This is a genomic window from Pseudomonas sp. NPDC089734 (assembly GCF_044748865.1).
Taxonomy (GTDB): Bacteria; Pseudomonadota; Gammaproteobacteria; order Pseudomonadales; family Pseudomonadaceae; genus Aquipseudomonas.
This window is the reverse complement of the sequence record NZ_JBIVGV010000006.1, coordinates 228,818-248,298: the sequence shown is the minus strand read 5'-3', so window position 1 is coordinate 248,298 and position 19,481 is coordinate 228,818. Positions and strand designations below refer to the sequence as shown.

At 60.1% G+C, this 19,481-nt stretch carries 17 protein-coding genes; 11 read left to right on the top strand and 6 right to left on the bottom strand.

Annotated elements, in window-relative coordinates:
- Positions 1-15: 15 nt before the first annotated feature.
- Complete coding sequence (locus tag ACIPY9_RS10535; protein ID WP_400700225.1) at positions 16-1,272, bottom strand: OprD family porin; 1,257 nt, start codon at positions 1,270-1,272, stop codon at positions 16-18.
- 244 nt (positions 1,273-1,516) lie between these two features.
- Between ACIPY9_RS10535 and ACIPY9_RS10530 the strand changes: the two genes are divergently transcribed.
- Positions 1,517-2,401, top strand: a complete 885-nt coding sequence (locus ACIPY9_RS10530; protein ID WP_400700223.1) for a DMT family transporter — start codon at positions 1,517-1,519, stop codon at positions 2,399-2,401.
- A 226-nt stretch (positions 2,402-2,627) separates the two neighbouring features.
- Here ACIPY9_RS10530 and ACIPY9_RS10525 read toward each other — a convergent pair whose 3' ends face one another.
- Complete coding sequence (locus ACIPY9_RS10525) at positions 2,628-3,956, bottom strand: MFS transporter (protein ID WP_400700221.1); 1,329 nt, start codon at positions 3,954-3,956, stop codon at positions 2,628-2,630.
- A gap of 620 nt (positions 3,957-4,576) precedes the next feature.
- On the opposite strand from ACIPY9_RS10525, the gene quiC reads away from it, so the two are divergent.
- Both quiC and ACIPY9_RS10515 read left to right on the top strand, forming a co-directional pair.
- The gene (quiC, locus tag ACIPY9_RS10520) at positions 4,577-6,484 is read left to right on the top strand and encodes a 3-dehydroshikimate dehydratase QuiC (RefSeq protein WP_400700219.1); all 1,908 of its coding nucleotides are present in this window, start codon (positions 4,577-4,579) and stop codon (positions 6,482-6,484) included.
- 99 nt (positions 6,485-6,583) lie between these two features.
- Entirely contained in the window at positions 6,584-7,255 is a 672-nt protein-coding gene (locus ACIPY9_RS10515; RefSeq protein ID WP_400700217.1) for a TetR family transcriptional regulator, read from the top strand.
- Between the two features lie 3 nt (positions 7,256-7,258).
- Here the strand turns inward: ACIPY9_RS10515 and ACIPY9_RS10510 are convergent, their stop codons facing one another.
- A complete protein-coding gene (locus tag ACIPY9_RS10510; RefSeq protein WP_400700215.1) occupies positions 7,259-8,113 on the bottom strand; it encodes a shikimate dehydrogenase in 855 nt (284 codons plus the stop codon).
- Positions 8,114-8,315: 202 nt separating this feature from the next.
- On the opposite strand from ACIPY9_RS10510, the gene ACIPY9_RS10505 reads away from it, so the two are divergent.
- Entirely contained in the window at positions 8,316-9,206 is an 891-nt protein-coding gene (locus ACIPY9_RS10505; RefSeq protein WP_400700213.1) for a pseudouridine synthase, read from the top strand.
- A 71-nt stretch (positions 9,207-9,277) separates the two neighbouring features.
- On the opposite strand, the gene ACIPY9_RS10500 is transcribed toward ACIPY9_RS10505, so the two are convergent.
- Complete coding sequence (locus tag ACIPY9_RS10500) at positions 9,278-9,502, bottom strand: YgdI/YgdR family lipoprotein (RefSeq protein ID WP_400700211.1); 225 nt, start codon at positions 9,500-9,502, stop codon at positions 9,278-9,280.
- Positions 9,503-9,574: 72 nt separating this feature from the next.
- Positions 9,575-10,180, bottom strand: a complete 606-nt coding sequence (gene mobA, locus ACIPY9_RS10495; RefSeq protein WP_400700209.1) for a molybdenum cofactor guanylyltransferase MobA — start codon at positions 10,178-10,180, stop codon at positions 9,575-9,577.
- A gap of 76 nt (positions 10,181-10,256) precedes the next feature.
- Between mobA and moaB the strand changes: the two genes are divergently transcribed.
- The 6 genes from moaB to ACIPY9_RS10465 all read left to right on the top strand — a co-directional run bounded on the left by moaB (position 10,257) and on the right by ACIPY9_RS10465 (position 17,244).
- Positions 10,257-10,796, top strand: a complete 540-nt coding sequence (gene moaB / locus ACIPY9_RS10490) for a molybdenum cofactor biosynthesis protein B (protein ID WP_400700207.1) — start codon at positions 10,257-10,259, stop codon at positions 10,794-10,796.
- A gap of 6 nt (positions 10,797-10,802) precedes the next feature.
- A complete protein-coding gene (glp, locus tag ACIPY9_RS10485; RefSeq protein ID WP_400700205.1) occupies positions 10,803-12,014 on the top strand; it encodes a gephyrin-like molybdotransferase Glp in 1,212 nt (403 codons plus the stop codon).
- A gap of 93 nt (positions 12,015-12,107) precedes the next feature.
- Entirely contained in the window at positions 12,108-13,037 is a 930-nt protein-coding gene (locus ACIPY9_RS10480) for a glycosyltransferase (RefSeq protein ID WP_400700203.1), read from the top strand.
- 184 nt (positions 13,038-13,221) lie between these two features.
- The gene (locus ACIPY9_RS10475) at positions 13,222-14,751 is read left to right on the top strand and encodes an MFS transporter (RefSeq protein WP_400700201.1); all 1,530 of its coding nucleotides are present in this window, start codon (positions 13,222-13,224) and stop codon (positions 14,749-14,751) included.
- A 28-nt stretch (positions 14,752-14,779) separates the two neighbouring features.
- Positions 14,780-15,829: an HlyD family secretion protein gene (locus ACIPY9_RS10470; RefSeq protein WP_400700374.1), complete on the top strand. Its 1,050-nt coding sequence runs from the start codon at positions 14,780-14,782 to the stop codon at positions 15,827-15,829.
- Positions 15,826-17,244, top strand: a complete 1,419-nt coding sequence (locus tag ACIPY9_RS10465) for an efflux transporter outer membrane subunit (protein ID WP_400700199.1) — start codon at positions 15,826-15,828, stop codon at positions 17,242-17,244. Before ACIPY9_RS10470 ends, ACIPY9_RS10465 begins: the two co-directional genes overlap by 4 nt.
- Positions 17,245-17,248: 4 nt before the next feature.
- On the opposite strand, the gene ACIPY9_RS10460 is transcribed toward ACIPY9_RS10465, so the two are convergent.
- Entirely contained in the window at positions 17,249-19,069 is a 1,821-nt protein-coding gene (locus ACIPY9_RS10460) for a monovalent cation:proton antiporter-2 (CPA2) family protein (RefSeq protein ID WP_400700197.1), read from the bottom strand.
- A 219-nt stretch (positions 19,070-19,288) separates the two neighbouring features.
- Here ACIPY9_RS10460 and ACIPY9_RS10455 point away from each other — a divergent pair, with 219 nt between their 5' ends.
- Positions 19,289-19,477: a hypothetical protein gene (locus ACIPY9_RS10455; protein WP_400700195.1), complete on the top strand. Its 189-nt coding sequence runs from the start codon at positions 19,289-19,291 to the stop codon at positions 19,475-19,477.
- Positions 19,478-19,481 lie beyond the last annotated feature (4 nt).

Genomic DNA, 19,481 nt, shown 5'->3' with positions numbered 1-19,481 from the left:
CGGCAGCCTTTTCTGTCAGAGCAGCGACAGCGGGTAGCTGACGATCAGGCGGTTTTCGTCGAATTGATTGGTGCTGAAGTCACGGCGCATGGTGGAGTTGCGCCATTTGACGGACAGGTTCTTGAGCGAGCCTTCCTGAAACACGTAAGCCAGTTCCGATTCCCGAGCCCATTCTTCGCCATTGGTGATGGTGCCGGTATGCACGTTCTCGCCGCTGATATAGCGGTTCATCAGGGTCAGGCCGGGCACACCCAGTGCTGCGAAGTCATAGTCATGACGCAACTGCCAGGATTTCTCCTTGGCGTTTTCAAAGCTGGAGTTGTAGCTGTCGTTGGCCAGGGTGCCGCCGCTGGTGCCATTGACACGCATCCAGGCACTGTCGCCGGTGACTTTCTGCAGGCCGATGTAAAAGGTGTTGCCGCCATGGCGGGCCGAGAGCATGGCCGACCAGGTCTTGTTGTCCAGGTCGCCGGCCAGTGACTGGCCGTCATCCTTGCCGTTGAAGTAGCCGAGGTTGGCACCCAGCACCCAGTTGCCGAGTGGCTGGCTATGGACCAGATTGAAGTATTGCTGGTGGTAGATGTCTTCGAGCTGGGCGTACCAGACGCCGACCATGGTGCGTTTTTCGTTGAAGCTGTACTCGGCCGCGCCGAAGTTGAAGCGGTCGGAAGTGAAGGCTGCCCGGCCGTTGAGGGACATGTCTTCCATGCTGGCATCGTTGCGTGGGCTGTTGCCCCGGAACTGGCCGCCGTAGAGTGTCAGGCCGTCGATTTCCTTCGAGGTAATCTGTCCGCCGCGGAAGGTCTGGGGCAGGGAGCGGCCATCGTCGGAACGCAGGATAGGCAGTACGGGCATCCATTCGCCGACTTTCAGTTCGGTTCTGGAAAAGCGTGCCTTGGCAGCCACGCCCAGTCGGCCGAAATCATCGGCGGGACGACCATCGTCGTGGATCGGCAGCAGTTGGGTGCCGCCGGAGCCTTTACCGCCGTCGAGTTTGACGGAGTAGATTCCCAATACGTCCACTCCGAAGCCGACCGGCCCTTCGGTAAAACCGGAGCGAGCATCGAGAATGAAGTTCTGGGTCCACTCCTGAGCGCCGTGCTGGGCGTTGTCCGGGTCGACGAAGTTGCGGTTGATAAAGAAGTTGCGTAGGTTCAAGCCAGCCTTGGCATCTTCTACGAAACCAGCGGCATGGGTGAGTGTTGGCGTGAGGCTGGAGGTGATGGCCGCAGACAGGCCGCAAAGGATTTTGCAGTGAGATTTCAAACGCATGAGAGAGCCTTCTTATCATTATTTGGGCAGTAAAGCTGGCTCTGATAGTGAAAGGCCAAGGCAGTGGCTGCAATTGGGGAAACGCAAATCGGTGCGATTATCGACCATAAATTAACTGGTTAGAACATTTTTTTCGAGACGCTTCAGTGGGGGCTGCAATGCTTCCTGAAATCTGGTTGCATCTCCTGTGCAAGCGGAACGCGCCGAAATATTCTTCAGCCCAATGCCTGAGTAAGGAAGCCCGATGAGCACTACCAGTACGCCCCTGTCTGGCGTCAACCAGCCACTCAAGGGGATTGGCCTGATTCTGTTGGCGACCTTTCTGTTCGCCAGCCATGACACGCTATCGAAGTATCTGTCCGGGTTTTATCCGATCGCATTGGTGGTCTGGGCGCGTTATCTGGTCCATACGCTGCTCATGGCCTTCATTTTCATTCCATCGGCCGGATTGAGGGGGTTGCGTACCAGGCGACCGGGGATTCAGGTGATACGGGCATTGGCATTGTTGGGCACCAGCTTGCTGTTCACCACCAGCCTGATGTTTATCCCGTTGGCCGAAGCGACCTCTGTCAACTTTCTCGCTCCGTTGCTGGTGACGGCCTTGTCGGTGCCGTTATTGCGTGAGCAGGTCACTCGCGGTCAGTGGGTTGCCGTGATTCTGGGCTTTGTGGGGGTGATCGTGATCGTCCACCCCGGCGGGGAGTTGTTTACCCCGGCGATTCTCTTGCCGCTGTCTTCGGCCTCATGCTTTGCGCTGTACCAGCTATTGACTCGTCTGGTCAGCCGATATGACAGCCCGACGGCCAGCAACTTCTTTGCAGGTCTGTTCAATACAGTATTGATGAGTGCCTTGATACCTTTCTTCTGGCAGACGCCGGAACTCAAGCACTTACCGCTTCTATTGGCACTGGGGGCTTGTGGGATGGGGGCGCATTTGATGCTGACCCAGGCATTCCGTGTCACGGCACCGGCGATACTGGCACCTTTCAGTTACTGCCAGATCGTGTTTGCCGGGTTGCTGGGTTTTCTGGTGTTCGGACATGTACCTGCGCCTATTGCTCAGGTCGGTATTGCAATCATCTGCCTCAGTGGGCTGGCTGCGGCCTGGCAGCAACGCAAGGCGGGATAGCAATCGCGATACACAGGTGGGAGCGAATTCATTCGCGAAAAACCAGTCCATCCAGCACAACTCAGCGCCTGAAAGACCGCTTTCCCGAATAAATTCGGTCCCACCAAGGACACCCCACCCGTAGGCGCGAATTCATTCGCGAAAAGCCAGTCCATCCAGCACAACTCAGTGCCTGAAAGACCGCTTTCCCGAATAAATTCGGTCCCACCAAGGATCGCGAAGAGGATTATTCGCTGACCTTGGGCACCTTGCGTGGAGCCATGAAGTACATCCAGGTCAGGGCAATGAAGTACATGGCCGGGATCATGGTGAACAGCACGTTGTAGTTGTTGGTGGTGGCGGTCAGCACGGCACCGACCAGCTGGGTCATGAACATCCCGCCGATGGCTGCGCACATCCCGCCGAAACCGAACACGGTGCTCATCATGTGCTTGGGCGTGTAGTCCATCACCAGACTCCAGATGTTGGCTGTCCAGGCCTGATGCGCACCCACGGCCAGGGAAATGGCCAGTACGGCAATCCACAGACCGCTGGCGTTGGCCGCGAATACCACGCTGCAGATGGTGAGGGCGAAAATCAGCATCGAAACCAGACGTGCAGTAGTTGCACGGACGCCGCGTCCGATCAGCCAGGAAGACAGGATGCCGCCCCCGATGCTGCCGACGTCGGCGGTCAGCCAGATCAGGATCAGCGGGATACCCATTTGCGTGACGCTGATGCCCAGGTTGTATTGCTGATTGAGAAACGGCGGCAGCCAGTACAGGTAGAACCAGAACACAGGTGCCGTCAGCGAATACGCCACTGCGAACGCCCAGGTGCCGCGCATTTTCAGGATCTTCGAGAAGGGCACCTTGACCGGCTCGGGCTCGGCTTCCTGATTGATGTAGTCCAGTTCGCTCTTGCGGACGGTCGGGTGCTCTTCCGGGTTGTAATACTTCAGGCGCCAGATGATGACCCAGAGCAGGCCCAGCGAGCCCATGGCCACGAATGCCGCCTGCCAGCCCCATACGGTGAGGATCAGGGGCAACAGGGCCGGGGTCAGCATCGCACCGACGTTGGTCCCGGCATTGAAGATACCGGTCGCCACGGCGCGCTCACCCGCCGGGAACCACAGGCGAGTGGTCTTGACGCACGCCGGGTAGTTGGCGGCTTCGGTCAGGCCCAGAATGAAACGGCAGATCATGAAGCCGACGGCGGAGGTCGCTAGACCGTGGGCGCCTGTGGCCAGACTCCACAGCAGGACCGCCAGGAAGAAGGCGCGCTTGACGCCGACCCGGTCGATGAACCGGCCTTGCAGCACGAAGCCCACGGCATAGCCGACCTGGAACCAGAAGTTGATGTTGGCGTAGTCCATCGCCGTCCAGCTCATTTCCTTGGCCAGGATCGGCTGCATGACACCGAGGGCTGCGCGGTCGATGTAGTTCAGGGTCGTGGCGAAGAAGACCAGGGCAAGCATGCCCCAGCGGGTCTTGCCCACCGCCATGGCGCCACGAATCTTTTCGCCGATGCCCGCCCGGGCCGCCCGGACGATAGGGTTGGTTTGGGTGTTGATCATGATGTTCTAACCATCCGTTCCTAGACTGTGCAGTTCGCTACAGTCGGACTTGAAGTCCACTCGACTCAGGCGCTGTACGTGTAAATCGGGGTCGTTGAATCGTTCTGCCGTTGAGCCATTGACAGGCTGGCTTCTTCTGGACGATTCGACGGGCCGGCAATTTTACAGGTTTGAGCCCTTCGAGTGCGCTGGATTAATTCAGGCGTCGGTGGATCGGGTCGTGGGCACGACCGACGGGGATCGTCGATTCGCAGGCCGGATGTGACAGGGCGGGGTAAAGATGGAGCGCGCAAGGAGGGTGTACATGAGCAATATTCCTGTTCTTGAAATTGTTATGGGTTTGTTGCTGTAAAACGAGAAACGGGCAATGTCTTGACCACGGGGTCATCCTGCAATGTGTGGCAGATGGTGAGCACTGATCGAAACAGCGTCAATCGAGGAATATGGCTTGTGTGCGATAATCGAACGCAAAACTAACCGGTTCGTACACTTTATGTTGATCTGGCATTTTGACAGGGAAATACTTTACTCGCACCCCTGAATGAGGCCGAGTCAGGCCGAGAATGCGGTGCTATCCAGTCGCGACCCGAAGAGGTTGTGCTCATCCAGGAGCAGAAAGCATGCAGCGTTCAATTGCCACCGTATCCTTGAGCGGTACTCTGCCGGAAAAGCTAGAAGCCGTTGCCGCCGCAGGTTTTGACGGTGTCGAGATTTTCGAGAACGATCTTTTGTATTACGACGGCAGCCCGCGCAACGTCAGGCAGATCTGCGCCGACCTGGGCATTGCCATCACACTGTTTCAACCTTTCCGTGATTTTGAAGGCTGCCGCCGCGACCGCCTGGCGCGCAACCTTGATCGGGCTGAGCGCAAGTTTGACCTGATGCAGGAACTGGGGACCGATCTGGTCCTGGTCTGCAGCAATGCCGCCGCCGACTCGGTGGGCGATGAAAACATTCTGCTCGATGACCTGAGCCTGCTGGCCGAGCGTGCCGGTGCGCGTAACTTGCGGGTGGGCTATGAAGCCCTGGCCTGGGGGCGTCACGTGAACACCTGGCAACAGGTCTGGAACCTGGTGCGTCAGGTCGATCATCCGGCGCTGGGGGTATTGCTCGACAGCTTCCATACGCTTTCGCTCAAGGGCGATCCGAGCGCCATTGCGCAGATTCCCGGCGACAAGATCTTTTTCGTGCAGATGGCCGATGCACCGATCCTGGCCATGGACGTGCTGGAATGGAGCCGGCATTTCCGCTGTTTCCCGGGACAGGGCGAGTTCGACTTGCCGGGCTTCCTGGCACCGATCCTGCGCAGCGGTTACACCGGTCCTCTGTCGCTGGAAGTGTTCAACGACGGTTTTCGGGCCGCCCCGACCCGTGCCAATGCCGCTGACGGCTTCCGCTCTCTGCTTTATCTGGAAGAGAAAACCCGCCAGCTACTGGCCCGGGAGGCAGAGCCGGTGGCGTCCGAGATTCTGTTCAACCCGCCGCCCGCCAGCACTTACAGCGGTGTCGAGTTCCTTGAATTCGCGGTGGATGAAACGCAAGGCGCCCGCTTGTCCGGCTGGCTGGAACGACTCGGGTTTGCCCGGTTGGGCCAGCACCGCTCCAAGGCCGTGAGCCTGCTGGGGCAGGGCGATATCAAGATTGTGCTCAATGCCGAGCCGTACTCCTTCGCTCACGGTTTTTTCGAGGCTCACGGGCCTTCGGTGTGCGCCACGGCGTTGCGAGTCGAGGATGGCCACAAGGCGCTGGAGCGCTCACGGGCATTCAAGGGGCAGCCCTATCGCGGGCTGGTCGGGCCGAACGAGCGGGAGATTCCGTCGGTGCGCGCGCCCGATGGCAGCCTGATCTATCTGGTCGAAAACGCCGAGCCGGGCCAGTCGATCTACGACATCGATTTTGTCGTCGATCCGCAGACCAGAGGGCAGGGCAGCCTGCAACGCATCGACCACATGGCCATGGCGATTCCGGCAGACAGCCTCGACAGCTGGGTGCTGTTCTACAAGAGCCTGCTGGACTTCGAGGCCGACGACGAAGTGGTGCTGCCGGACCCTTACGGGCTGGTCAAGAGTCGTGCATTGCGCAGCCGTTGCAGCACGATCCGCTTGCCGTTGAACATTTCGGAAAACCGTAACACGGCGATTTCCCATGCCTTGTCGAGTTACCGTGGTTCGGGCGTGCATCACATCGCGTTTTCGTGCGAAGACATCTTCGCCGAGGTTCGGCGTGCCAAGGAGGCGGGTGTGCCTCTGCTGGACATCCCGCTCAACTACTACGACGACCTGGCCGCGCGCTTCGATTTCGACGACGAATTCCTCAGCGAGCTGGCGTATTACAACGTGCTGTACGATCGCGATGCCCAGGGCGGAGAGCTGTTCCACGTCTATACCGATGCCTTCGACGGGCGTTTCTTCTTCGAGATACTGCAACGCAAGAACGGTTACGTCGGTTATGGCGCGGCCAACGTTCCGGTGCGGCTGGCGGCCATGGCCAAGGCCCGTAACGTGGCGGTGCGTCAGGCGCGTCTCTGATCCGGATGCCAGGCTGCGCGGCACATGAGTGTTTCGCAGCTTCCCTCTATCCATTACGAGCTTCATAATCCGCGTTTAAACCGTGGTCGTGAGCGAATAATGAAAAAAACTGCCGACTCCGCGGCCATCGAACCTGTCGATGTGCTGCGCAAGAGCCGCAAGAACAATCCGGAGAAGACCCGCGAGGATATTCTGCAGGCGGCGATCGTCGAGTTCGTGGCCTATGGGCTGTCCGGTGCGCGTGTCGATGCCATCGCCGAGCGCACCAAGACCTCGAAGCGGATGATCTATTACTACTTCGGCAGCAAGGAGCAGCTGTACGTCGAGGTGCTGGAAAAACTCTACGGCGATATCCGCACGACCGAAAGCCAGTTGAACCTGGGCGAGCTCGATCCGGTGGAGGCCATCCACCGGATGGTGGAGTTCACCTTCGACCACCATGACCGCAACGTCGATTTCGTGCGGATCGTCTGCATCGAAAACATTCACTACGGCGAGAACGTCAAGCAGTCCGACTCGATCCAGGCGAAAAGCCAGAACATCATTCAGGCGCTGGACGATATTCTGCGCCGTGGCGAGTCCATGGGGCTGTTCCGCGAAGGGGTTCATCCCGTGGACCTGCACCTGATGGTCAGCTCGTTCTGCTTCTACCGCATCTCCAACCGCCATACCTTCAGCGAGATCTTCCAGATCGAACTGTGGAGCGATGAAGTCAAACAGCGTCACAAGGCGATGATCTGCGACGCTGTCCTGCGTTACCTCAAGCGCTGATCTTCACAGGCTGTGGAAGTGCGCCATCATGCGTTCGGCATCGGCGGGGCGGTCACTGAACAGCTCGAACGCCTTCACGGCCTGAAACACGGCCATGGTCGAGCCATCGAGCGTGCGGCAGCCCAAGGCTCGCGCATGCTTGAGCAGTTCGGTTTCCAGCGGGAAATAAATGATTTCCGCCACCCACAGTTCCGGGCGCAGCAGCTCTACCGGCAGCGGTGTGCCTGGCAGTTTGGCCATGCCCACAGGAGTGGTATTGACCAGACCGTCGGCCTCGGCCATCGCCGCCGCCAGATTGAGTCCCACCTGCGCCCGGCCTGCACCGAAATGCCGGTTGAGGTTGTCCACCAGCCCTTGAGCACGCTCGGGTTCCACCTCGAAGACACTCAGGCGTTCTACGCCTTCACTGAGCAAGGCATGGGCCACCGCTGCACCGGCACCTCCAGCCCCCATCTGCACCACATGCCGGCGTGACGCATCGACAAGCCCGCGTTGCAGACCTGCGGCAAAACCCAGGCAATCGGTGTTGTGCCCGATGCGTTTGCCATTCTTGAAGACCACGGTGTTCACGGCACCGATGCCGCGGGCTTCATCGGACAGCTCGTCCAAGAGAGGAATGACGGCCTGTTTGCAAGGGAAGGTGATGTTCAGCCCGGTGAAGCCACTGGTCCGGGCGCCTTCCAGCAGACGGGGCAGGGCATGGATATCCAGCTTGAGTGCGTCGAGGTCGATCAGTCGATACAGATAGCGAAGCCCTTGGGCATCGCCTTCATGCTCGTGCATCGACGGGGTTCTCGAGGCCTGGATGCCCGAGCCGATCAGGCCGGCGAGAACGGACTTTCTTTCAATCTGGGTCATGACGGTATGTCTCTTGTTTTGGCGCCATTGCCCGTGGCGGGCATATTTTCGGCAAAATGTACCAGATGGTTAAAAGTGGCGCAGTGTCTATCGCAAGCGTTGCGGTGATTTTGTGCGGTTATCGCCCTGATAGCAGGCGGCAGGCCCTTGAGGGATAATGCCGACCTGTCTTTTCCCGATTGATGAAGGTTCAGCCCCGCGCATGTCCGAGTCCGTTTTCGTCGCTGCACATAACCAGGCCAGCACCCTTTACCTGCCGCCCGGCCCCTGGACGACAGTGCTCGACTGCCTGTGCGCACGGTTCAGCGCCATCAGCCGCGAGCAATGGCTGGATCGCATTGCCAGGGCCAGGGTGCTGGACGCCGATGGCCAGCCTATCGCGCCTGACCTGGCTTATCGTGAAGGGCTGAAGATCCACTATTTTCGCGAAGTTCCGAACGAAACGCCGATTCCGGTCGTGGAGTCGATTCTCTACGCGGACGAACATCTGGTGGTGGCCGACAAGCCTCACTTCTTGCCTGTCACACCCGCGGGCGAATACGTCGAGCAAACGCTGCTGAGGCGCTTGATTCACCGGCTGGGCAACCCGGACCTGGTGCCGCTGCATCGCATCGATCGGCATACCGCGGGGCTGGTGCTGTTTTCGGCCAACAGGCAAAGCCGCTCGGCCTATCAGGCACTGTTTCCCACCCGACGGATCGACAAGCGCTACGAAGCCATTGCGCCTGCGTTGCCCGGTCTTGAGTTCCCTCGTGTGCATGAGAGCCGGCTGGTGGATGGCGAGCCGTTTTTCCGCATGCAGGAAGGGCCGGGCACCAGCAACACCCAGACCCGCATCGAAGTCTGCGAGCGCAACGGGGAATTATGGCGTTACGGGTTGTACCCGGTGACAGGCAAGAAGCACCAGTTGCGGGTGCACATGGCGGCGCTGGGGGCGGCGATCTGTAATGATCCGTTCTATCCTGACGTCATCAGGGATGCGGTCGATGATTACGACAAACCGCTGAAGTTGCTGGCGCAAGGGCTGCGCTTCATCGATCCGGTTACGGAAGAGCCCCGTGAGTTCGAGAGTCGGCTGCGCCTGGAGTGGTAGAGCCTGAAAAGAAGGGCAATAAAAACCCGCCTGGCGAGCCGACGGCGGGTTTTGTATTTCAGGGGTTCAGATCACAGGTCCTTGACGGTACGGATCTGGTCCTTGTTGATTCGGGTCTGTTTGCCGTCCAGTTGCTTGAACTCGTAGAAGCCTGAATCTTCATCGTAGTGAGGCGTATCCACGGACTGGATTTCACGGCCATCGTTCAGGGTGATCACAGTGGGGGATGCGCAGCCGGCAAGTGAGGCAATACCCAGTGCAAGCAGAAAGGCAGCAGGAAGGGTGCGTTGTTTCATTACTGTGTCTCCAGATGGATTCTTGGTTAATGACACTCAGACGTATACACCTTCTGCAAGTTCCATGAATAGTCACATGCATCGGGAATCATTGATCTGGCTCAGCAGATCGGGTGTATTGAGGTTGGCCAGGCGCGGGTCGCCCGCTTCCAGTTGCAAAGCCACAGGATGCAGTGCCTGCATGGCCCGACGCGGGCTGCGTTCACCGTTCTGCCAGGCGCTTTCCAGAACGGCGGCCTGGGCGGTGGGGATGATGCACAGCAACGGTTGCCAGTGCTCGCCTTCGCGGACCATGACCGGCTGGTCGGGGTGTTCCAGTGCGCTCTTGTGCAGGGCTCGCAGCAGGTCGCTGTCGATCAGTGGTGCATCGCAGGGCAGTACCAGCAGGTGAGGGTGCCGGGCAAGAGGCAGGGCGGCGCGGATGCCGGCCAGCGGTCCCGGGAACTCGCTGTCATCGTCCTGAACCAGTTGGTCGGCATACGCGGCGTAACGCTCCAGATTGCGGTTGCAGGAAATGATCAGGTCGTCGGTCAGAGGCCGTGTCAGGCGATGCAGGTGCTGAATCAGGGGCTCGCCCTGCCATTCGACCAGGCCTTTGTCACGCCCGCCCATGCGCTGCCCACGGCCTCCGGCCAGCAACAGAATCGAGCACGAGGGCAGGGTGGAACACAGATTCATGGAAGACTCACCGGGCAGTCAAAAGGAGTGCTGTGATATAACACCGGCCTGTTTCCTTCACAACCGGATCGAGGCCATGAAAGCCAAGGCTGACACACCTTTTGTACCCCTGAATATTGCCGTCCTGACCGTCAGCGACACCCGCACCCGTGAAACCGATACTTCGGGCCAGATGTTCGTCGATCGTCTGACCGAAGCCGGTCACAGCCTGATCGAGCGTGTATTGCTCAAGGACGATCTGTACAAGATCCGCGCCCAGGTTGCGACCTGGATTGCCGATGATGAAGTCCAGGTGGTGCTGATTACCGGCGGCACGGGGTTCACCGGGCGCGACAGTACGCCCGAAGCGGTGAGCTGCCTGCTGGACAAGCAGGTCGATGGCTTCGGTGAGTTGTTCCGGCAGATTTCCGTGCCGGATATCGGCACGTCGACCATTCAGTCCCGTGCGCTGGCCGGTCTGGCCAACGGTACGCTGGTCTGTTGTCTGCCCGGTTCCACCAATGCCGTGCGCACGGCCTGGGACGGGATTCTGTCCCAGCAACTGGATTCGCGCTTCCGCCCGTGCAACTTCGTGCCTCACCTCAAGCAGGCCGAACCCTGCGCGACCCGAGGGTAAGCGGGCATGAACAGCGCGCCAAAGGCCCTGATGCCTGTCGAACAGGCCATCGCACGCTTGATGGAGATGGCCGAAAGCTCACCGATCACCGAGCGTGAGCGGGTCCCGCTGGCAGAGGCCCAAGGCCGCGTGCTGGCGGTGGATCTGGTGTCCACCCTTGACCTGCCGCCCTGGCCCAACAGCGCGATGGATGGCTATGCCCTGCGCCTGTCCGACTGGACGGGCGAGCCGCTGCCGGTCAGCCAGCGCATCTTTGCCGGGCAGGCTCCCGAACCATTGGTTGCCGGAACCTGTGCGCGTATCTTTACCGGCGCTCCCATGCCGGAGGGGGCCGATTGCGTCGAGATGCAGGAAAACACGGAAGTCCTGCCGGATCAGCGAGTCCGCTTTACCGAGCCATTGAAGGCCGGGCAGAACATCCGTCCTCAAGGGCAGGAAACACGATCGGGCGACAAAGTGCTGGCGGCCGGGACTCGTCTGGGGCCTATCGAGCTGGGACTTGCGGCATCTCTGGGTCTTGATGGGCTGGAGGTTGTACGCCGTGTCCGGGTGGCTGTGCTGTCCACGGGCGACGAACTGATCGAGCCTGGTCAACCCCTGGGGCCCGGGCAGATCTACAACAGCAATCGTGTGCTGCTGTGCAGCTGGTTGAAGCGCCTTGAATGTGAGGTGGTGGATGCCGGCATCCTGCCGGACGACCTGGACAAGACCCGTGCCGCACTGGCAGGGCTCAAGGGCGTCGATCTGATTCTGTCCACGGGCGGTGTTTCCGTCGGTGAGGCGGACTTTCTCGGTCACGCCTTGCGTGAAGAGGGTGAGCTGTCCTTGTGGAAGCTGGCCATCAAGCCGGGCAAACCCCTGACCTTCGGCCATTTCCGTGGCGTGCCGGTGATCGGTCTGCCCGGTAATCCGGCTTCCACGCTGGTCACTTTCGCGCTGTTGGCACGAGCCTATCTGCTGCGTCGTCAAGGCGTCGCGGACGTCACGCCCATGCAGTTTCCGGTCCCGGCCGGGTTTGTCTGGCACAAGCCCGGCAATCGCCGCGAATACCTGCGCGGGCGTCTGGAGCAGGGCCGTGCCGTGGCTTACAGCAATCAAAGCTCCGGTGTGTTGCGCAGCGCGGCCTGGGCGGACGGCCTGATCGAGGTTCGGGAGGGCACGACCGTTGCTGAGGGTGACTGGGTCAATTTCATCCCCTTGAGCGAAGTGCTGGGCTGAGCACATTCATTCAAATGGTCGTCCGGCGAGCCATGAGCTACCCTCAAACACGCTGACAGGTTGGGCATCGGGATTTTGCTCTGGAGTATTGTTATGCCGTCTTTGAGAGTGGCGTGTGTCATTCCGACCTATAACGGGCGCAAGGATCTGGAGCGCCTGCTGGACTCGCTGGTTACCCAGACCGCTGTGTTCGATACCCTGATCGTCGATTCCAGCTCCTCGGATGGCACGCTGGAGCTGGCGCGGTCGCGATGCGCCAACGTGATCCGCATCGACAGCAAGGACTTCAACCACGGCGGCACCCGGCAGATGATGGTCGAGCTCAACCCCGACTATGACGTCTACGTCTACATGACCCAGGACGCCTACGTGGAAGACGTCAACGCCATCGCCAATATCCTGCTGCCTTTCGCTGACCCCAGGGTCGGAGCCGTGTGCGGGCGGCAATTGCCCCACAAGGATGCCAACCTGCTGGCGCAGCACGCACGGCTGTTCAACTACCCGCCGACCTCGCAGATCAAGACCCTGGACGATGCCGCAAGGCTGGGGATCAAGACCCCGTTCATGTCGAACTCCTTTGCGGCGTACCGCCGTGAGGCGTTGCTGGCGATTGGCGGTTTCCCTCGGCACGTGATCCTGTCCGAGGACATGTATGTCACCGCCAAGATGTTGATCGATGGCTGGAAGGTCGCTTACGAAGGCTCGGCGGTGTGTCGGCATTCCCACAATTACAGCCTGCGCGAGGAGTTCTGTCGGTACTTCGACATTGGCGTGTTCCAGTCTCGCGAGTCCTGGATTTATGAAACCTTCGGTGGCATTGCGGGTGAGGGGATGCGTTACGTGAAGTCGGAGCTGGCCTTTCTGGGCAAGCGACGTTTCCTGTTGTGGCCCCTGTCCTTCGTGCGCAACGCCCTCAAGTTGCTGGCCTACAAGTTGAGCAAGCAGGAAAAACGTTTGCCCAAGGGCCTCAAGAAGAAGCTCGGCATGCACAAACGTTATTGGGACAGCCCCTACGCTGAATAGCGCTGTACGCTCTGTGCAGGACCGGATTTATCCGGGAAGCCTCCCTGAATAATCTACATTCGCGCAGTGATGCAGATGCATTCGTGCGTCCAGCGCATTTATACGCTGCCGAAATGTCAATTTTCCTGAGCGACGGTCCTTTTTAAACTGCCGGGGTTTTCAATCGCTCCGGAATCTCCGCTTTATGTCATCCCTTTCCTCAATCACAACGCAGGCCGCAAGGCCTGTTGCGGCCCCTTTCGGTCTGCAGGTCGTGATCGGTCTGGTCGGGGTTCTGTTGGCCGTGCTGGTGGCGGGGATCAACGAAGGGGTTACCCGTACGGCCATGGCGGACATCCGGGGGGCCATGTTCATTGGCGCGGATGAGGCGACCTGGCTGATTGCCGGGTATTCGGCAACGTCCGTGGCGGCAATGGCTTTTGCGCCCTGGTTTGCAGTCACCCTGTCCCTGCGCCGTTTTACTCTCGGGGCCATCAGCGTATTTGTGGTGTTGGCGCTGCTGTGCCCGCTGGCACCGAATTACCCCAGCCTGCTTGTATTGCGCATTCTGCAAGGGCTGGCGTCCGGTTGCCTGCCGCCGATGCTGATGACCGTGGCGCTGCGTTTTCTGCCGCCGAACATCAAACTCTACGGCCTGGCCGGTTATGCGCTGACCGCCACCTTTGGTCCCAGCCTCGGAACCCCGCTGGCGGCATTGTGGACTGAGCACTTCAACTGGCAGTGGACCTTCTGGCAAGTCATCCCGCCGTGTCTGGTCGCGATGCTGGCTGTCGCTCACGGGATTCCTCAGGACCCCATGCGTCTGGAGCGTTTCAGGGAATTCAACTGGCGCGGCCTTGTGCTGGGTGGACCGGCGATTGCCGCTCTGGTGATCGGTATCCTGCAAGGCAACCGGCTGGACTGGTTCGAGTCCGACCTGATCTGTGCCTTGCTGGGTGGCGGTCTGGTGCTGTTGGTGGCGTTCATGATCAATGAATGGTTCACGCCCGTGCCGTTCTTCAAGCTGCAGATGCTGGGCAGTCGCAATCTGTCTCACGCCTTGCTGACGCTGGGCGGTGTGCTGGTGGTGTTGACGGCGGTGGCTTCGATTCCGTCTTCCTATCTGGCCCAGGTGCATGGTTATCGTCCTCTGCAGACGGCGCCGCTCATGCTGATCGTGGCGCTGCCGCAATTGCTCGCGCTGCCTCTGGTGGCCGCGCTCTGCAATATCCGCTGGGTCGATTGCCGCTGGGTTCTGGCGATCGGTTTGGGATTGCTGGCGTTGTATTGCGCGCTGGCCACTCACATGACGTCGGAGTGGATTCGCGACAATTTCTATGCCTTGCAGCTGTTGCAGATCGTCGCTCAGCCCATGGCGGTACTGCCGCTGCTGATGCAGGCAACCGGTGGTATCGCGCCCCCCGACGGTCCCTTTGCTTCGTCATGGTTCAACACCGTGCGAGGTCTGGCAGCGGTGGTGGCGACCGGTGTGCTGGAGGCACTGACCACCGCCCGTCAGCATTTTCACTCCAGCATGCTGGTCGACCGGCTGGGTAATTCGCCGTGGCTGGCTACGGACGACTCGATCGCTTCCCTGAGCCATCGCCTGCACGAACAGGCGGTGGTGTTGACCAGCGCCGACCTTTATTTCTGCATGGGCTGGCTGGCTTTCGCGCTGATCCTGCTGATCCCGTTGATGCCGACACGGGTCTATCCGCCACGTGCCTTGAACTGAATTCAACGTCGAGAACACTTTCATGAACATGACTTCGAAACAGACCCTGACCTTGTGCGGCGTTGCCATTCTGCTTGCCGGTCTCGGCATTTATACGCTGACGGGAAACGGCTCGCGGCAGACCACCAACGATGCGTTCATCTCTGCCGACTACTCCGTGGTAGCGCCGAAGATTTCGGGCTTCATCAGCCAGGTGCTGGTGGAGGACAACCAGCGGGTCAAGGCCGGGCAGTTACTGGCGCAGATCGATGACCGGGATTTACAGACCGCTCTGGCGTCTGCCGAGGCGGGTGTTCTGACGGCAGCGGCGCAGCTTGAACAGGCCTCGGCCTTGTTGCAGCGTCAGACTTCCGTGATTGCCCAGGCTCAGGCCGCACTGGTCGCCAGTAATGCTGCGGTGAAGTTCGCCGAGCAGGAGCGAACCCGTTATGAGCACCTGGCCGGTGCCGGAGCCGGGACCGTGCAGAACGCCCAGCAGGCTCGCAATCGCATCGATACCGCCAATGCCCAGCATGCCAGCGCTGCCGCCTCACTGGCGGCCGAGCGCAAGCAGGTCGATATTCTGACGGCTCAGCAGCACAGTGCCGAAGCCGGTTTGCAGCGTGCACAGGCCGCCCGTGATCAGGCGCGTCTGCAACTGTCCTATACCCGTATCGTTGCGCCGGTGGACGGGATGGTGGGTGAGCGTGCGCTACGGGTCGGCAACTACGTCAATCCGGGCAGCAAGCTGCTTTCGATCGTGCCGCTGGAGGATGCCTATGTCGTGGGCAACTTCCAGGAAACCCAGTTGACCCACGTCACGGTGGGCCAGGCGGTAGAGGTGCGCATCGATACCTATCCGGGCGAAGTGCTCAAGGCGCATGTCGAGAGTATCGCGCCGGCCACCGGTGTCACCTTTGCCGCGATTCGTCCTGACAACGCAACCGGCAACTTCACCAAGGTGGTGCAGCGCATTCCGGTGAAGATTGTGCTGGACCCCGGCCAGGTGCTGGCGGGACACCTGCGTGTCGGTATGTCCGTGGAAGCGAGTATCGATACGCAGTCAGTCGGGCAGGACAAGCAGGTGAGTGCCTTATGAGTCGTTCAATGACGGTAAGCCGTCTGGCCTTGATCTGCATGGCCCTGGCGGGGTGTCAGGTCGGACAGGACTTTCAGCGTCCGTCGAGTAGCGAAGTCCAGTGGCTGCCGGTGCAGGGCGAGACGGCGGCCAGCCGGGTTGAAGCGACGCCGGTAAAGGCTCGTTGGTGGGAAGTCTTTCAGGATGCGCAGTTGTCATCCCTGATTGACCGTGCCTCGGCCTCCAACCTGAATGTGCAAATCGCAGGGGCACGTCTGGCCCAGAGCCGGGCGGCCCGGCAGGTGGTTGCGGGCGAACAGGTACCCAATGTCGGGGGCAACCTTGGCTATCAACGCAAGCGCAATAGCGGTGAAGGCCTGAACGATCCTTCGGGTCACGAAGGCAAGTCGGCTTTCAGTCAGTGGGATGGCGGCATCAGTGCCAGCTGGGAGATCGACCTCTGGGGGCGTGTCAGGCGTGAAGTCGAGGCGGCGGATGCCACCGTCGAGGTTGCGGAAAACGACCGGCGTGCGGCACTGCTGGCCTTGCAGGCGGAAGTGGCACGCGACTACCTGCAACTGCGGGGCGTGCAGAACACCCTGAGCGTGACCCGTCAGAATCTGGACTTGTCGCGCAACAGCCTGGAACTGTCACAAGTGCGTCTGAGCAGCGGCGTTGCCACAGATCTGGATGTGGCTGAAGCGGCAGCACAAGTGGCGGCCGTCGAGTCACGCCTGCCTGTTCTTGAGCAGCAACAGGCGCAATTGATCAATGCCCTGGGTTTATTGTTGGCGCAAACACCCCGTGCCCTTCAGGCCGAACTGGAAAAGCCGGTGCCGATGATGGCCGTTCCTGCCAGTGTCCCGGTGGGATTGCCTTCCGAACTGGCCGAGCGCCGCCCGGATATCCGTCGTGCCGAAGCCCGATTGCATGCCGCCACTGCCAGTATCGGAGTGGCCGAAGGGGACTTCTATCCGCGTATCGTGTTGTCGGGCAATGTCGGAATGCAGGCCTTGCAGTTGTCGGATTTTGGCAATTGGGGCTCGCGCCAGTTCGGCATCGGCCCACAGATCAGTCTGCCGATCTTTGAAGGAGGGCGTTTGCGCGGCATGTTGCATTTGCGTCAGGCGCAGGAACAGGAAGCGGCGCTGGCCTATCAGCAGACCGTGTTGCGAGCCTGGCAGGAAATCGATGACAGCATGAGCCTGTACAACGCCAGCCAGTTGCAGCAGCGCAAGCTGGAAGAGGCGGTGCATCAGAACCGTATCGCCCTGAGCACAGCCAGACGCCAGTATGTCGAAGGGGCGGTGGACTTCCTCAATGTCCTGAGTGTGCAGCGCACGCTGCTGGCCACTCAGGAACAATGGGTTCAAAGCTCCACCACCCAGGCTCAGGCCCTGGTCGGGCTGTATGCCTCCCTGGGCGGTGGCTGGTAACGCGTCAGGCCAGAGGTTTTTCCGATTCCTCGTCCTTGCGGTCCGCCTCGAACAGTTGCGCCAGTTCCGCCCTGGCCTCCCGGGCGGTTTGCAGGACCTTGGCTTCGTCGTCATACACCAGATGTTGCGCAGCCAGTACCTGTTCGTCGTGGCGCTTGAAGCGGCTGATGCGGGCATCGGCCTGGGCCTGGCTCAAGCCCAGGCCCACCAGGGTCTGACGGCTCATTTCCAGGCTGGAGTAGAAGGTTTCCCGTACCGCATGGGCACCTACGTCGATCAGGCGGTGAACGTGCTGCCGGTTACGGGCCCGTGCAATGATCTTCATGTCCGGGTACAGCTTGCGTACCAGTTCGGCTGTCTTGATGTTGGTGTCGGGGTCATCGGTAGCGATGACGAAGAACTCCGCTTCATGGACCTTGGCAGCCCGAAGGATTTCCGGCTTCAGCGGGTCGCCATAGAAAACGGGCACATTGCCGAAGCTGCGCGAGAACTCGATGGATTCCACTGCGGTATCCAGTGCGATGAAGGAGATATTCTGCGCCCGCAGAATACGCGCCACGATCTGGCCCATGCGCCCCATGCCGGCAATCACCACACGCGGGGTATCGGTCTGGATATCGCGATATTCGTCCGGTACATCGACCGGTCTTTTCTTCGGCCTGATCCAGCGTTCCAGCGCCATGAAGAGCAGGGGCGTCAAGGCCATGGACAGCGTGATGGTCAGCACCAGCGTGTCGTACAGGTTTGCCTCGAACAGGCCCTGATCGTTGCCGATCTTGAACACCACGAACGCGAATTCACCGCCTGCCGCCAATACCAGACCCAGGCTCAGGGCGCTCTGTTTGTTCAGCCCGCCCGCCATGCGGCCGATGAAAAACAGCAGCGGGAACTTGAGTGCAATCAGCAGCAGGGTCAGCCCGATCACCAGCACCGGCTCACTGAGCAACAGGCTGATGTTGGCTCCCATGCCGACACTGATGAAAAACAGCCCGAGCAACAGGCCTTTGAAGGGTTCGATCTGGGCTTCCAGTTCGTGCCGGTATTCCGAGTCGGCCAGCAGCAGACCGGCGAGGAAGGCTCCCAGAGCCATGGACACGCCCACCTGATCCATCAGCCAGGCCGTACCAATCACCACCAGCAGGGCGGTGGCGGTCGAGACCTCCTGGATGCCGGTCTTGGCCACGATGCGGAACACCGGGCGCAGCAGATAGCGGCCGCCGATGACCACGATCGCAATACTGCCCAGTACCTGCAGGCCGTGGCGCAGGCTCTCGTGGCTGCTGAGGTCATGTTCGTGGGTGGTGCCGGACAGCAGCGGCACCATGGCGATCAACGGGATGGCCGCGATGTCCTGAAACAGCAGAATGGCAAAGGCCAGTCTCCCGTGCGGGCTGTTCAACTCCTTGCGTTCGGCAAGGCTTTGCAGGCCAAAGGCGGTGGAGGACAACGCCAGGCCAAGCCCCAGGACCACGGCGGTATTCAAGGGCTGCTCGAACGCCAGCAATGCTACGCAGCCAATGATCAGGCCGGTCAGCAGAACCTGCGCCATGCCGACGCCAAAGACCGCCTTGCGCATGACCCACAAGCGTTTGGGGGACAACTCGAGACCAATGATAAACAGCAGCAGAACCACCCCGAGCTCGGAAATATGGCTGACGCTTTCAGGGTTGGCGATAAGCTTGAGCACCGAAGGGCCGATGATGACTCCGGCGAACAGATAGCCAAGCACTGCACCCAGTTGCAGGCGCTTGGCCAGTGGAACGGTCAATACAGCGGCGAGCAGGAACACGACTGCGGCCTGTAAAAGGCTGCCTTCATGGGGCATGTTGAAACTCCTTGGCAAGTCATGAACGGTCGTTAAACGACGTTTAAGGGCGGCATTAAACCATGTGAAATCCACACGGCAATGTTCAAATGTGCCGAGTGTCTGTCAGAGAGACCGCAGGAGAGAGTGGGGGGCGGTGCCAGAAACGGTTCATCGGCGTACCATATGCACGCATTTGCGCAGAGCCGATGCTGTCCATGAAGAATTCAGGAAACCGTTATGACCAACAAGCAGCGTTTGATTTACTCCATTCTGATTGCCCTGACCGTGCTGGCGATCATGCTGGGCCTGACGCATTTGCAGAACAGTGGAGTGCTTAGCGAGAAGACCTTCCAGTACATCGCGATAAGCGTCGCTGTCGTCGTGGTGATTCTGAACGGCATTCTGCGACGTAAGGTCAAGCGCTGATCGT